The organism is Pseudomonas sp. UBA7530 (genome assembly GCF_002479365.1).
Lineage (GTDB): Bacteria > Pseudomonadota > Gammaproteobacteria > Pseudomonadales > Pseudomonadaceae > Aquipseudomonas.
In genome coordinates, this window is sequence record NZ_DLMS01000011.1 from 670,678 (window position 1) to 683,572 (window position 12,895).

13 protein-coding genes are annotated in these 12,895 nt (G+C 64.3%); 5 read left to right on the forward strand and 8 right to left on the reverse strand.

Annotated features, from left to right (window positions below):
* Positions 1-58 precede the first annotated feature (58 nt).
* From B2U07_RS17045 to gshB, 8 genes are all read right to left on the reverse strand, one after another.
* Positions 59-1,966 carry a beta-ketoacyl synthase gene (locus tag B2U07_RS17045; protein ID WP_275545586.1) on the reverse strand — a complete coding sequence of 636 codons (1,908 nt, stop codon included), beginning with the start codon at positions 1,964-1,966 and terminating at the stop codon, positions 59-61.
* A gap of 255 nt (positions 1,967-2,221) precedes the next feature.
* Complete coding sequence (locus B2U07_RS17050; protein WP_275545585.1) at positions 2,222-3,493, reverse strand: dihydroorotase; 1,272 nt, start codon at positions 3,491-3,493, stop codon at positions 2,222-2,224.
* Positions 3,493-4,500, reverse strand: coding sequence for an aspartate carbamoyltransferase catalytic subunit (locus B2U07_RS17055; RefSeq protein WP_275545584.1), 1,008 nt, complete (start codon positions 4,498-4,500; stop codon positions 3,493-3,495). The genes B2U07_RS17050 and B2U07_RS17055 overlap by 1 nt, the downstream gene beginning before the upstream one ends.
* Before the next feature lie 11 nt (positions 4,501-4,511).
* Positions 4,512-5,015: a bifunctional pyr operon transcriptional regulator/uracil phosphoribosyltransferase PyrR gene (gene pyrR / locus B2U07_RS17060; protein ID WP_275545583.1), complete on the reverse strand. Its 504-nt coding sequence runs from the start codon at positions 5,013-5,015 to the stop codon at positions 4,512-4,514.
* Between the two features lie 30 nt (positions 5,016-5,045).
* Positions 5,046-5,483, reverse strand: a complete 438-nt coding sequence (gene ruvX, locus B2U07_RS17065; protein ID WP_024306524.1) for a Holliday junction resolvase RuvX — start codon at positions 5,481-5,483, stop codon at positions 5,046-5,048.
* Positions 5,480-6,049 (reverse strand): YqgE/AlgH family protein, encoded by a 570-nt coding sequence (locus B2U07_RS17070; RefSeq protein ID WP_197858063.1) that lies wholly within the window; start codon positions 6,047-6,049, stop codon positions 5,480-5,482. Before B2U07_RS17070 ends, ruvX begins: the two co-directional genes overlap by 4 nt.
* Positions 6,050-6,174: 125 nt before the next feature.
* Positions 6,175-7,071 carry an energy transducer TonB gene (locus B2U07_RS17075; protein WP_197858062.1) on the reverse strand — a complete coding sequence of 299 codons (897 nt, stop codon included), beginning with the start codon at positions 7,069-7,071 and terminating at the stop codon, positions 6,175-6,177.
* A 166-nt stretch (positions 7,072-7,237) separates the two neighbouring features.
* Positions 7,238-8,188 carry a glutathione synthase gene (gene gshB, locus B2U07_RS17080; protein WP_197858061.1) on the reverse strand — a complete coding sequence of 317 codons (951 nt, stop codon included), beginning with the start codon at positions 8,186-8,188 and terminating at the stop codon, positions 7,238-7,240.
* A 241-nt stretch (positions 8,189-8,429) separates the two neighbouring features.
* On the opposite strand from gshB, the gene pilG reads away from it, so the two are divergent.
* From pilG to B2U07_RS17105, 5 genes are all read left to right on the forward strand, one after another.
* Positions 8,430-8,837, forward strand: a complete 408-nt coding sequence (pilG, locus tag B2U07_RS17085) for a twitching motility response regulator PilG (RefSeq protein WP_003458788.1) — start codon at positions 8,430-8,432, stop codon at positions 8,835-8,837.
* Between the two features lie 47 nt (positions 8,838-8,884).
* Positions 8,885-9,250 (forward strand): twitching motility response regulator PilH, encoded by a 366-nt coding sequence (gene pilH / locus B2U07_RS17090; protein WP_013713612.1) that lies wholly within the window; start codon positions 8,885-8,887, stop codon positions 9,248-9,250.
* Between the two features lie 45 nt (positions 9,251-9,295).
* A complete protein-coding gene (locus tag B2U07_RS17095; protein ID WP_275545582.1) occupies positions 9,296-9,835 on the forward strand; it encodes a chemotaxis protein CheW in 540 nt (179 codons plus the stop codon).
* Between the two features lie 80 nt (positions 9,836-9,915).
* The gene (locus tag B2U07_RS17100; protein WP_275545581.1) at positions 9,916-11,952 is read left to right on the forward strand and encodes a methyl-accepting chemotaxis protein; all 2,037 of its coding nucleotides are present in this window, start codon (positions 9,916-9,918) and stop codon (positions 11,950-11,952) included.
* Positions 11,953-12,012: 60 nt separating this feature from the next.
* Positions 12,013-12,873: a protein-glutamate O-methyltransferase gene (locus tag B2U07_RS17105; RefSeq protein ID WP_197858121.1), complete on the forward strand. Its 861-nt coding sequence runs from the start codon at positions 12,013-12,015 to the stop codon at positions 12,871-12,873.
* The last annotated feature ends 22 nt before the right edge of the window (positions 12,874-12,895 follow it).

Consider the following 12,895-nt stretch of genomic DNA (forward strand, 5'->3'; position numbering starts at 1 on the left):
TTGTAGGGCGGGTGAAACCCGCCACATCGCCCATGGCGGGTTGCACCCGCCCTACGGCTCAATCGAGCATATCGCCGTAGCGCTCGTCCTTCCTGAACACCAGCGGCTGGTCGAAGCCCGGCACCTTCACTTCTTCGGTGGTGATGGAGATCGCCTGGTCGTCGATCATGTCGTTGCCGAAGTTGTAGATGATGTCCAGCTTGCCCTGCAGCGCCTGCTGGTCGTAGGCGGCTGCGGCGGCGCGGGTGCCCTCGCGGCGGGCCAGGTAGGCGTTGAAGGCAGCCTGGCCGTGGCGCTTGCGCAGCATGCGCTCGGTCACGTGCGGGGCCAGTACCAGGGCGCTGGCATTGTTGCCGCCGAAACCCTTGGAGTTGATGAAGGCCACGTCCAGCGCGTGCTCACCCACCTTACGGTCTTCGGTGGACAGGCTCAGGTGATCCTGATGCACGTCGCCAGCGACGGCGTCGATGGTCTTGATCCCCGGCACGATGCCGTACTTGAAGGCGCCGAGGGCGCCGATGACCTGATCGCCGCTGGCGGTGGCCAGGGAGTGGCCGACGAAGGCCTTCACCGCCGTTACCGGCCATTGCTCGATACCGAAAGCAGCCGCGACGCGATCGAGAATCTCCGACTCGGTGACGCGGTTGGCTGGGGTGCTGGAACCATGGGCGTGGACGAAGCTGCGATTGCGTACGGCATCCAGACCGAGCAGCTGCGCGGCGCTGGCCACGGCCTTGGCCACGGTCAGGTAATTGCCCGGGCCGGGGGCGGAAATGGATTTCTTGAAACCATCGGCGTTGATAAATACGTCCGGCACCGCACCGTGGATATCGGCACCCAGCTCCAGGGCCAGCTCGTCGTCCATCAGCACCACGAACTGACAGGCCTCGGCCAGGGTGAAGCCGCAGTTGTCGCCGAACGGGCGGCTGGCGCGGCGGAAGTCCACCTCGCTCTTGCCCTCGATCTGGCGCAGGCCTTCTTCGGTGGCCAGCGCACCCATGGCGCCGTAGCCCTCGATGCATTCCTGGTTGATCGGCGCTTCGCTGCTGCCGACGATGACCACGCGTGCCTTGCCGGAGGCGATCTGCTCGATGCCCTTCTGCAGGTTGTAGAGGAAGGTGGCGCAGGCGCCGGTGATGCTGCCGGTGGTGCCGACGCTGCCGAGCACGTAGGCGTTGATAAAGTCCGCCGGCATGGTGTTCAGCCCCAGGGCCAGCTGCTTGGCGGTGACGCGGCCGCCCTTGAGGCGCGACTGCATCATGCCGCCGAAGCCGTTCTCGTCGAGCTGGCTCATGATGCAGCTGGCGAACACGGCGATCTCGTCCGGGGCGACGTGCTGGACGATGCGCTGCCAGTCGATGCCAACCGAGCGCAGAGCATCGGTGACGCCGACCACGGTCATGGTCAGGCCACGTGGGTGAAAGCGGGCGTTATACAGTTCGCTCGGCTCGAAACCGGTGGGCAGTTGGCCGGCGGACTTCACTGCCAACGGGCGATAGCTGTCGACCTTGAATTCGCAGCTGTCATGCAGGGTGACACGTACTTCGTTGCCCTCGAGCTCTTTGATCGACCAGTTGGCCGGCAGCGGCTCGGGCAGTTGCTTGCGCTGGGTGATGAAGCTCAGGTTGGCGCCATTGGCGGGGGCGACGCCGATGCTTTTCTGCCAGTGGGCGGCGTCCGGGTCCAGGTGCTGCTTCTCGATGCGGCGCACCAGGGTGCCGGCGAGGATTTGCTTGGCGTAGCGGCTTTCGATCTCTGCCAGGCTCAGCGGCTGGCCGTCCTGATCCTGATACTGGCCATCGACCACACGTACCAGCTTCATCATCTGCGCCAGCCCGGCCAGGGTTTCCTGGCGCGCCTGAGGTTCCAGCGACTCCTGCACGGTACGACGGAAACCATGGTGGAAGGAGCTGCGCCCGGCTGCGTTGTAACCCCCAAAACCCACGATCACAGGTAAGCGCGACATAACTCAAAAGCTCCTGAACAAGGCCAGCGCGACGCCAGGCCGGCGCCAGTGGGCGCGGGCGGGGTCATAGGGCGGTGGCATTTGGAAAATTTCGGCTGCTAACCTGACGTGGATCATGACCGTCGAGTCACTCATTCGTCCAATGTCGTGGCGAGTGCGGCGCGTGTCGCGGATGGGATGGGGCGTCTTCAGGGCGCAGGGTGCGCTTGGCGCACCCACGAAAAACGAGCCCGCCAGACGGCGGGCTTGGATGGCTCAGCTCTGGTAGCTGATATGCCCGTCGACCAGCGTGTAGCGCACCGCGCCGGGCAGGCAATGGCCGATAAACGGGCAGTTGCTGCCCTTGGAATACCACTGTTCGCCGGCGACGGTGGAAGCCTGCGCATCGAACAGCACGACATCGGCGGCGCCGCCGACGCTCAGCTTGCCGGCCGGCAGGCGCAGTGCGGCAGCCGGGCCGCTGGATAGGCGCGCCAGCAGCGTGGGCAGATCGAGCAGGCCGTCCTGCACCAGGCTCATGGCCAGCGGCAGCAGCAACTGCACGCTGCTGATGCCCGGTTCGGTGGCGGCGAAGGGCGCCAGCTTGGCATCGCGCTCGTGCGGCTGGTGGTGGCTGGCAATGGCCGAGATCACCCCGGCTTTCAACGCCTCGCGCAGGCCGTCGCGGTCGGCGCGCGAGCGCAGCGGCGGCTGCACGTGGTAGAGGCTGGAGAAATCGATCAGCGCCTCGTCGGTGAGGATCAGCTGGTACAGCGCGACATCGGCGGTCACTGGCAGGCCGCGAGCCTGGGCGCCTGCGATCAGCTCGGCGCCACGGGCGCTGGTGATCTGGCTGAAGTGCGCGCGCACGCCGCTCTGTTCCACCAGCAACAGGTCGCGGGCCAGGGCCACGGTCTCGGCGGTTTCCGGAATGCCGGCCAGGCCGAGGAAGCTAGCGGTCGGGCCTTCGTGGGCCAGGCCGCCTTCGGCCAGGTCGGCGTCCTGCGAGTGGAAGATCACCTGCAGGTCGAAGGTGGCTGCATATTCCAGCGCGCGGCGCAGGGTACGGCTGCTGCGGAAGTTGTCCAGGCCGTTGCCAAAGGCCACGCAGCCGGCATCGCGCAGCGCAACGAGCTCGGCAAGTTGTTCGCCGGCCAGGCCCTTGCTCAGCGCGCCGATGGGGAAGACCTTGGTGTGCCCGGCTTCGCGGGCGCGGTCGAGGATCAGCTCGGCCACGGCCGAGGTATCCAGCACCGGCTTGGTGAACGGTGGGCAGCACAGGCTGGTGACGCCGCCGGCCGCAGCGGCCAGGGTTTCCGTGGCGATGCTGCCCTTGCGGCTGTAGCCCGGCTCGCGCAGGGCCACGGACAGGTCGACCAGGCCGGGCGCGGCTATCAGGCCTTGGGCCTGGAGCGTCTTGTCGGCAGTGAAACCGGCCGGCGCCTGGCCGATGGCGGCCAGCTTGCCGCCGTCGATAAAGAGGTCGCTGACCTGATCCAGACCACTGGCAGGGTCTATCAGGCGGGCGCCGAGGATTGCGGTACGCATCAGTTGGTCTCCTCGGCGTTGAGTTGACGTTGGGCGTTCTGCCCGCTCATGGCCATCGACAGCACGGCCATGCGGATGGCGATGCCGTAGGTGACCTGGTTGAGGATCACCGATTGCGGGCCGTCGGCCACGGCCGACTCAATCTCCACGCCGCGGTTGATCGGGCCCGGGTGCATCACCAGGGCATCGGGCTTGGCCAGTTTCAGACGCTGCTCGGTGAGGCCGAACAGGCGGTAGAACTCGCCCTCGCTGGGCAGCAGGCCGCCCTGCATGCGCTCGCGCTGCAGGCGCAGCATGATCACCACGTCGACGTCCTTGAGGCCTTCGTTGGCGTCGCTGAACACGCGCACGCCGTAGCTTTCCTCCAGGCCGATGGGCAGCAGGGTCTTCGGCGCGATCACGCGGATGTCCGGGCAGCCCAGGGTCTTCAGCGCCAGCATGTTCGAGCGCGCCACTCGCGAGTGCAGGATATCGCCGACGATGGCCACCGAGAGGTTCTCGAAGTCGCCCTTGTGACGGCGGATGGTGAGCATGTCGAGCATGCCCTGAGTCGGGTGCGCGTGGCGGCCGTCGCCACCGTTGATGATCGCCAGATTCGGGCACACGTGCTCGGCGATGAAGTGCGCGGCGCCGGAGTCGGCATGGCGCACGACGAAGATGTCGGCGGCCATGGCCTCGAGGTTGCGCAGGGTGTCGAACAGCGTCTCGCCCTTGCTGGTGGAGCTGGTCGACACGTTCAGGCTGATGACATCGGCCGACAGGCGCTGGGCGGCCAGCTCGAAGGTGGTGCGGGTGCGCGTGGAGTTCTCGAAGAACACGTTGCACACGGTCTTGCCGCGCAGCAGCGGGACTTTCTTCACCGCCCGCGCGCCGACTTCGAGAAAGGAGTCGGCGGTGTCGAGGATTTCGGTCAACAGCTCGCGGGGCAGGCCGTCGAGTGAGAGGAAGTGACGCAGCTGACCTTGGTCGTTCAGCTGCAGCGGGCGCTTGGCGGCGAGTGGCGTCATCGCGGGGAGTCTCAGTTGGCGAGCGTCTGGAGTTCGAGGTTCAGCGGCATGGGGCCGGACAATTTTACCCGCTCGTTGGTCGCCAGCGACAGGGTGGCGCCGACCACGTCCGGGCGGATCGGCAGCTCGCGGGCGTTGAGGTCGAGCAGGCTGACCAGGGTCACGCTGGCCGGGCGGCCGTAGTCGAACAGTTCGTTCAGCGCGGCGCGGATGGTGCGCCCGCTCATCAGCACGTCGTCGATCAGCACCAGATGCTGGCCCTCGATCTCGAACGGCAACTCGGACGGTTGAACCTGTGGGTGCAGACCGTTCTGGGTGAAGTCGTCGCGGTAGAAGGACACGTCGAGGATGCCAAGGGCGTCATCACGGCCCAGCGCCTGCAGCAGGGCCTGGGCGACCCAGACGCCGCCGGTGCGGATGCCGATAAAGCGCGGTTCGCTGATCTGGCGCTGGTTGAGGTGCTGGGTCAGCGCACTGGCCATGGCCGGCAGCAGGTCGTTGGGGTTCGGTAGCATGGCGAAACTCCTTGGTGCGGGCCGACTCGCTCAGCCCGTGCAGTTTTCCTCTAGCCAGCCCTGTAGCAACAAGGCTGCGGCAATGGCATCGACCGGGCGCTCGCGGTAGCCGCCGCTCTGGCCTTCGCGCAGGCGCTGGCCCTTGGCCTCGAAGGTGGTCAGGCGCTCGTCGTGGGTGTAGGCGGGCAGGTTGAAGCGGCCATTGAGGCGGCGGGCGAATTTCTCGGCGCGGGCGCTCATCTCGCTGGGCGTGCCGTCCATGTTCAGCGGCAGGCCGACTACCACGGCGTCCGGCTGCCACTCCTTGATCAGCGCTTCGACGCGGTTCCAGTCCGGCACGCCGTTCTGCGCCTTGAGCACGCACAGCTCACGGGCCTGGCCTGTGATCACCTGGCCGACGGCGACACCGATCTGCTTGGTGCCATAGTCGAAGCCCAGCAGCAGGCGCAGTGGCTTGTCACTCATCAGGCGTGCCCGACCTGCGAGGTCAGCAGGCTGAGGTTGACTCCCAGGCGTGCTGCAGCGGCATCGAGGCGCTGGTCGTAGGGCATGTCGAAGAGAATGCTGCTGTCGGCGGGGCAGGTCAGCCAGGCGTTGTCGGCCAGCTCCGCTTCCAGTTGCCCGGCTTCCCAGCCGGCGTAGCCGAGCGTGATCAGGTAGCGATCCGGGCCGCTGCCGTCGGCGATGGCGAACAGCACGTCCTGCGAGGTCGAAAGGCCCAGCTCGCCCAGCTCCAGGGTCGCCTGGAACTGCGGGCCAGCCGGATGCAGGACGAAGCCGCGGTCGGTCTGTACCGGGCCGCCGGCGAAGATCGGCAGGCTGTGGCACAGCGCTGCGGGCTCCTCGTCAGGGCGTAATTGCTCCAGCACTTCGGCCAGGTTGAGGCCGTTGGGCTTGTTGATCACCAGGCCCATCGCCCCCTGCTCGTTGTGTTCGACCAGGTAGGTGACGGTTTGCGCGAAGTTCGGATCGGCCATGTGCGGCATGGCGATCAAGAAATGGTGCTTGAGCGAGGTGGGGGCTGAATTCTTCATGGCGCCTAGTTTGAAGCTGCAAGCTGCAAGGGACAAGCTGCAAGTAAAGGCGAAAAGCCTGGGTGAGACAGGAGGGCGTGAGTGGCCTTCTTGAGGCTCGCAGCTTGAAGCTTGCAGCTGCCCTATCAGTTGCTCGACAGCCGGTCGCCGCGGTCGAAGCGCCAGGTGCGGATGATTTCCAGGCGGTCGATATCGGCCAGGTCGCCGGTGAAGGGCGCATAGGGCGCGGCCAGGCGCACGATGCGTTGCGCGGCCTGGTCGAGTACGGCCTGGCCCGAGGACTCCAGCACCTGCACTTCGTACAGCGAGCCATCGCGGTTGATCGACACCAGCAGGCGCAGGCTACCGTAGATGCGCTGGCGGCGGGCGTCGTCCGGGTAATTGAGGTTGCCGATGCGCTCGACCTTCTTGCGCCATTCGTCCTTGTACCAGGCGCCCTTGTCGCGCATGGTCGAGGCGGCGTTGAGGCGGTGGATCTTCGGGCGCTTGGCGTAGGCTTGAACTTCCTGCGCCAGTTCGGCTTCCAGGCTGGCGATTTCCGCCGAGAGCTGGGCGGAGTCGAATACCGGTGCCGGGCGCGTTTCCGGGACCGGTTTGGCTTCTTCGCGTTTGACCGGTGTTTTCTGCTGCTGTGGTGCGCGCGTGGCGACGGCGGCCTTGGGCGCTTCTGGCTTGCTGGCAGGTTGCTGCGGGGCGGCAGGTGGTGTGACCTTGCGCACCTCGCTGTCCTGGAAGGGAGCCTGCTCGGTGGTTTTCGGTGCAGCGGCATGTTCCAGCGTACCGCTGCCTTGCTGGTTGTCCTGGGCGAGGAAGTCGGCCTCCTTGGGCTTCTCTTCGCTCTTGAATGTGGACAGGGTAATTTCCAGCGTCTTGCTGATCTCTGGTGGCGACTCCAGGGTGAAGCCGACGCCAAGAATCAGCGCCACATGCAGGGCTGCGGCGAGAAACAGGGTGAACCCCAGGCGATCCGCCGGACGGACGGTGGCGGAGGAAGCGGTGGTTGGGGTGGCGGCTGCGTTCATCGCGTATCGGGTCTGCTTTCGAATGTCGCGCAGTCTGCGGCGCGACGCTTCAGGCTGCAAGCCTGAAGCGCCAGGCTGTTAGCTGGTTCAAGCTTGTGGCGTTTATGTGATGCTGGCGTAGGGCGGGTGCAACCCGCCGGCCAGGCAGTGGCGGGTTGCACCCGCCTTACGATCCGCGCTTTGCCGCGATGCAGTCCATCAGGCGCTCGCCGATACGGGTATCGAAGGCAGCGTCGATCTCGCGGATGCAGGTCGGGCTGGTAACGTTGATTTCCGTCAGGTGGTCGCCGATTACATCGAGTCCGACGAAAATCAGCCCTTTTTCACGCAGGGTAGGGCCGACTGCTGCGGCGATCTCGCGGTCGCGTTCGGTCAGCGGCCTGGCTTCGCCACGTCCGCCTGCAGCCAGGTTGCCACGGGTTTCTCCGGCAGCCGGAATGCGCGCCAGGCAGTAGGGCACCGGTTCGCCATCTATCATCAGGATGCGCTTGTCGCCATCCTTGATGGCAGGCAGGTAGGCCTGCACCATGATCTGCTGCTGGCCGTGCAGGGTCAGGGTTTCCAGAATCACCGAGAGGTTGGGGTCGCCTGCGCGGTGGCGAAAGATCTGCGAACCGCCCATGCCATCAAGGGGTTTGAGAATGATGTCACGGTGCTCATCGGCAAACTGGCGCACAATATCGGCGCGTCGACTGACCAGGGTCGGTGGCGTGTATTGGGGAAACTGGGTGGCGAAGAACTTTTCATTGCAGTCGCGCAGGCTCTGCGGCCGATTGACCACCAGTACGCCGTCGCGCTCCGCCTGCTCGAGCAGGTAGGTGGAGTAGACGAATTCGTTATCGAAGGGCGGGTCCTTGCGCATCAGGATCACGTCCAACTCGGCGAGCGGCGTGTCCTGTTCCATGCCAAGGGTGAACCAGCGCTGCGGGTCATTGAACACTTCCAGCGGGCGCAGGCGGGCACGAGCCTGACCGCGAACCTGGTAGAGATCCTGCTGCTCCATGTAGAACAGCGACCAGCCGCGTGCTTGAGCGGCCAGCAACATGGCCAGCGAGCTGTCCTTCTTGAAGGAAATGCTGGCAATCGGATCCATGACGATCCCGAGACGAAGGCTCATGGGGGTAACTCTCCGCGAGGTAGAGGGTAGAGGCCGGGTTGGCCATGCCGTGAAAGGCTGTCAGGGTGGCGTTGGCCGGGGCCTTGGTCAAGGGCTGGTGCTGCCCCGGCAGGCTTATAGATTGCATCTGGAGAGTGTGCTAAAAAGGCCCGACGATTGGGTCAAGCCCCATCGGCGACTGGGCCTCAGGCATACTGATAACGCGAATATAACGACTCACCGAGGCGATGGTAGGGCGAACATGGAACAGCATTCCGAGGGTTTGAAAGTGATGGTGATCGACGACTCGAAGACGATTCGTCGCACCGCCGAAACTCTGCTGAAAAAAGTGGGTTGTGACGTCATCACCGCGGTCGATGGCTTCGATGCCCTGGCCAAGATTGCCGACACTCACCCCAGTATCATCTTTGTCGACATCATGATGCCGCGTCTCGATGGGTATCAGACCTGTGCCCTGATCAAGAACAACAGTGCCTTCAAATCCACCCCGGTGATCATGCTGTCCTCCAAGGATGGCCTGTTCGACAAGGCCAAGGGCCGCATCGTCGGCTCCGATCAATACCTGACCAAGCCCTTCAGCAAGGAAGAGCTGCTCGGTGCGATCAAAGCCCATGTGCCGGACTTCACCCCGGTGGAACAAGCCTCCTGACGCACCGGCCTCGCGGCCCCTGCGTCTCTTCTGCATTGGGAAACACCATGGCTCGAATTCTGATTGTTGATGACTCCCCGACCGAGATGTACAAGCTGACCGCCATGCTGGAAAAGCACGGCCATCAGGTACTGAAGGCGGAAAACGGCGCCGACGGCGTGGCCCTGGCTCGCCAGGAGAAGCCGGACGCGGTCCTGATGGACATCGTCATGCCCGGCCTCAATGGCTTCCAGGCGACTCGTCAACTGACCAAGGACGCCGAAACCAGCCACATCCCGGTGATCATCGTCACCACCAAGGATCAGGAAACCGACAAGGTCTGGGGCAAGCGCCAGGGCGCGAAGGACTACCTGACCAAACCGGTCGATGAAGACACCTTGCTGAAAACTCTCAATGCGGTACTGGCCGGCTGATGCCGTGCCGTCCGTTGACTGAATAAGAAGAAGGCCACGGCTGGCATGTCGGACGCGCAGACTCCTTTCCAGATTCTCCTCGAGATCGACCAGCGTTGCCGGGCCCTGGCGGCCGGCCTGCCGTCGCAACAGGCGGCGGTGCAGACCTGGAGCGGTATCGGCTTTCGCATGGGCGAACGATTCTTCGTCGCGCCGATGGGGGAAGTGGGCGAGGTCCTGCACGAGCCGCGCTACACCCTGCTGCCGGGTGTGAAGAGCTGGGTCAAAGGGGTGGCCAACGTGCGTGGCCGCCTGTTGCCGATCATGGACCTGTGCGGGTTCTTCGGCAGTGAACTGTCGCCGCTGCGCAAGCTGCGGCGAATCCTGGTGGTCGACCATCAGGAAATCTTCGCCGGCCTCACGGTCGACGAAGTCTTCGGTATGCAGCATTTCCCCGTGGATGCCTTCTCAGAACAACTGCCGCCTCTCGAGGCGAGCATTGCGCCGTTCATCCACGGTGTTTTCCAACGGGAACAGCCCTGGTTGGTGTTCAGCCCTCATGCGCTGACGGCCGATCCGGGCTTTCTCGACGTGTCCTATCAGTAGATTTCGGTTGGGCCGGCTCTGCCGGCTCTTTGGCGTTACATGGGAACCCTAGTGCGGTCGGTCCAGGCGGGGGCCAGATAATGAAAAAACTAAATGCAGGCAATTTGTTGGCGGGGGCACGCAGCAGTACGCTGATCGCAGCGCTGTTCGTCGTGCTTATCGTTTCCATCGTGCTGTTGTTCGCGAACTTCGCCTACATCAACACCCAGTCCAACTACGATACCGAGTACATCAGCCACTCCGGTGAGCTGCGCGTACTGTCCCAGCGTATCGCCAAGAACGCCACGGAAGCGGCGGCGGGTACTGCCGAAGCCTTCGGTCTGTTGCGCGACGCGCGTAACGACTTCCAGCAGCGCTGGGGCTACCTGACTGATGGCGATGCCAGCAGCGGTTTGCCGCCGGCGCCCGAGTCGGTGCAGACGCAGATGGCTGCGGTACAGCAGGACTGGGATAGCCTGCGGCAGAACACCGACGCCATTCTCGCCAGCGAGCAGACTGTACTGTCGCTGCACCAAGTAGCCGCCACCCTGGCGGAAACCATCCCGCAGCTGCAGGTCGAGTACGAGGAAGTGGTCGACATCCTGCTGGAAAGTGGCGCGCCGGCCGCCCAGGTTTCCGTGGCCCAGCGTCAGTCGCTGCTGGCTGAACGTATCCTCGGTTCGGTGAACAAGGTACTGGCCGGTGACGAAGACTCGGTGCAGGCCGCCGACATGTTCGGCCGTGACGCCAGCCTGTTCGGTCGTGTACTGGCGGCGATGCTCGAAGGCAACGCCGCGATGGAAATCAGCCAGGTGACCGACGAGGAAGCCCTCGAGCGTCTGGCCGAGATTTCCGAGCTGTTCGAATTCGTATCCGGTTCGGTGGACGAGATTCTTGAGACCTCGCCGGAACTGTTCCAGGTGCGTGAGTCGGCGAACTCGATCTTCACCGTGTCGCAGACCCTGCTGGACAAGGCGTCCGAGTTGGCCGCCGGCTTCGAAGACCTCGCCGACGGCCGTGCCATCAACACCCTGTTCGGTTACGTGCTGGGTGGTCTGGCGCTGGGCTCGATCATTCTCATCGGCCTGGTGATGGTGCGTGAAACCAACCGCCGTCTGGCTGAAACCGCCGAGAAGAACGAACGTAACCAGGCGGCGATTCTGCGTCTGCTCGACGAAATCGCCGACCTCGCCGACGGTGACCTGACCGTGGCCGCGACGGTAACCGAAGACTTCACCGGTGCCATCGCCGACTCCATCAACTACTCCATCGACCAGCTGCGCGACCTGGTAGCCACCATCAACCTGACCGCCGTTCAGGTAGCTGGCGCGGCCCAGGAAACCCAGGCCACGGCGATGCACCTGGCCGAGGCTTCCGAGCACCAGGCGCAGGAAATTGCCGGCGCCTCCGCGGCGATCAACGAAATGGCCGTGTCGATTGACCAGGTATCGGCGAACGCCTCGGAATCCTCCGCGGTAGCGGAACGTTCCGTAGCCATCGCCAACAAGGGCAACGAAGTCGTACACAACACCATCACCGGCATGGATAACATCCGTGAGCAGATCCAGGACACCTCGAAGCGGATCAAGCGCCTCGGTGAATCGTCCCAGGAGATCGGTGACATCGTTAGCCTGATTAACGACATTGCCGACCAGACCAACATCCTCGCACTGAACGCCGCGATCCAGGCGTCCATGGCCGGTGATGCGGGCCGCGGCTTCGCCGTGGTAGCGGACGAAGTACAACGCCTCGCAGAACGTTCCTCTGCGGCGACCAAGCAGATCGAGGCGCTGGTAAAAACCATTCAGACCGACACCAACGAAGCCGTTATCTCCATGGAACAGACGACTTCCGAAGTGGTGCGCGGTGCCCGCCTGGCGCAGGACGCCGGTGTGGCACTGGAAGAGATCGAGAAGGTATCGAAGACCCTCGCGGCCCTCATCCAGAACATTTCCAACGCCGCTCGCCAGCAGGCCTCTTCGGCCGGCCACATTTCCAACACCATGAACGTGATCCAGGAGATCACCTCGCAGACGTCCTCGGGTACCACCGCCACCGCCAAGAGCATTGGTAACCTGGCCAAGATGGCCAGCGAGATGCGCAAGTCGGTGTCCGGCTTCACCCTGCCAGACGCCTGATAAAGGAGCGCGGAGGCTGGCTGCAGCCTCCGCATCACAGCCATGACCCAGGGCGAAGGTATGCAGTCAGCGGGCGTTTGGGCATTGCGCCCGGTGACCGATATGTCGCAAGCCGATTTCCACGACTGGCAGACGCTACTTGAGGCGCGTACCGGTGTGGTGATCAGCGAGCAGCGGCGCGCGTTCCTGCAGACCAACCTGAGTGCGCGCATGCGCGAATTGGGCGTCGAGGATTACGCCAGCTACTACCGTCAGGTTACCGATGGTCCGCGTGGCGCGGTGGAGTGGTCGACCCTGTTGGATCGGCTGACCGTGCAGGAAACCCGTTTCTTCCGTCATCCGCCTTCCTTCGAGGTGCTCTCGCAGTACCTGCAGGAGCGCCTGGCGGCAGGGCTGGGCAAGCCCTGGGAACTGTGGAGCGTGGGTTGCTCCAGTGGTGAGGAGCCTTATTCGCTGGCGATCATGGCCGCCGAAGCCCTGCAGGGCAGCGAGCTGCCCGAACACTTTGCGGTGACCGGTACGGATATCAGTCAAGGTGCACTGAGCAAGGCGCGTGAGGCGTGCTACTCGGCGCGGCGCCTGGAGCAGGTGAGTGACGAACTGCGCGAGCGCTACTTTCTCGCTCAGGCCGATGGACGTTTCAAGGTGGTACCGAGTCTGGCGGCGCGCGTATGCAGCGCCCGGCTCAATGTGCTGGAACTGGCCAAGGCGCCGATGTCCGGCATGGATGTGATTTTCTGTCAGAACTTGCTGATCTATTTCCGCCGCTGGCGTCGCCGCGACATCCTCAACCGCCTGGCTGAGAGCCTGGCGCCGGGTGGCCTGCTGGTCGTGGGCGTGGGCGAAGTAGCCGGTTGGCAGCACCCGCAACTGGTGCCGGTGGCCGACGAGCGAGTTCTGGCGTTTACCCGCAAGGGATAAGGCCAAGTTTATGAGTGGAGTG

Bases quoted from the DNA above. Each gene is read 5' to 3' on its own strand.
- B2U07_RS17045 (WP_275545586.1), bottom strand. From the start codon at position 1,966: ATGTCGCGCTTACCTGTGATCGTGGGTTTTGGGGGTTACAACGCAGCC.
- B2U07_RS17050 (WP_275545585.1), bottom strand. From the start codon at position 3,493: ATGCGTACCGCAATCCTCGGCGCCCGCCTGATAGACCCTGCCAGTGGT.
- B2U07_RS17055 (WP_275545584.1), bottom strand. From the start codon at position 4,500: ATGACGCCACTCGCCGCCAAGCGCCCGCTGCAGCTGAACGACCAAGGT.
- pyrR (WP_275545583.1), bottom strand. From the start codon at position 5,015: ATGCTACCGAACCCCAACGACCTGCTGCCGGCCATGGCCAGTGCGCTG.
- B2U07_RS17070 (WP_197858063.1), bottom strand. From the start codon at position 6,049: ATGAAGAATTCAGCCCCCACCTCGCTCAAGCACCATTTCTTGATCGCC.
- B2U07_RS17075 (WP_197858062.1), bottom strand. From the start codon at position 7,071: ATGAACGCAGCCGCCACCCCAACCACCGCTTCCTCCGCCACCGTCCGT.
- gshB (WP_197858061.1), bottom strand. From the start codon at position 8,188: ATGAGCCTTCGTCTCGGGATCGTCATGGATCCGATTGCCAGCATTTCC.
- pilG (WP_003458788.1), top strand. From the start codon at position 8,430: ATGGAACAGCATTCCGAGGGTTTGAAAGTGATGGTGATCGACGACTCG.
- pilH (WP_013713612.1), top strand. From the start codon at position 8,885: ATGGCTCGAATTCTGATTGTTGATGACTCCCCGACCGAGATGTACAAG.
- B2U07_RS17095 (WP_275545582.1), top strand. From the start codon at position 9,296: ATGTCGGACGCGCAGACTCCTTTCCAGATTCTCCTCGAGATCGACCAG.
- B2U07_RS17100 (WP_275545581.1), top strand. From the start codon at position 9,916: ATGAAAAAACTAAATGCAGGCAATTTGTTGGCGGGGGCACGCAGCAGT.
- B2U07_RS17105 (WP_197858121.1), top strand. From the start codon at position 12,013: ATGCAGTCAGCGGGCGTTTGGGCATTGCGCCCGGTGACCGATATGTCG.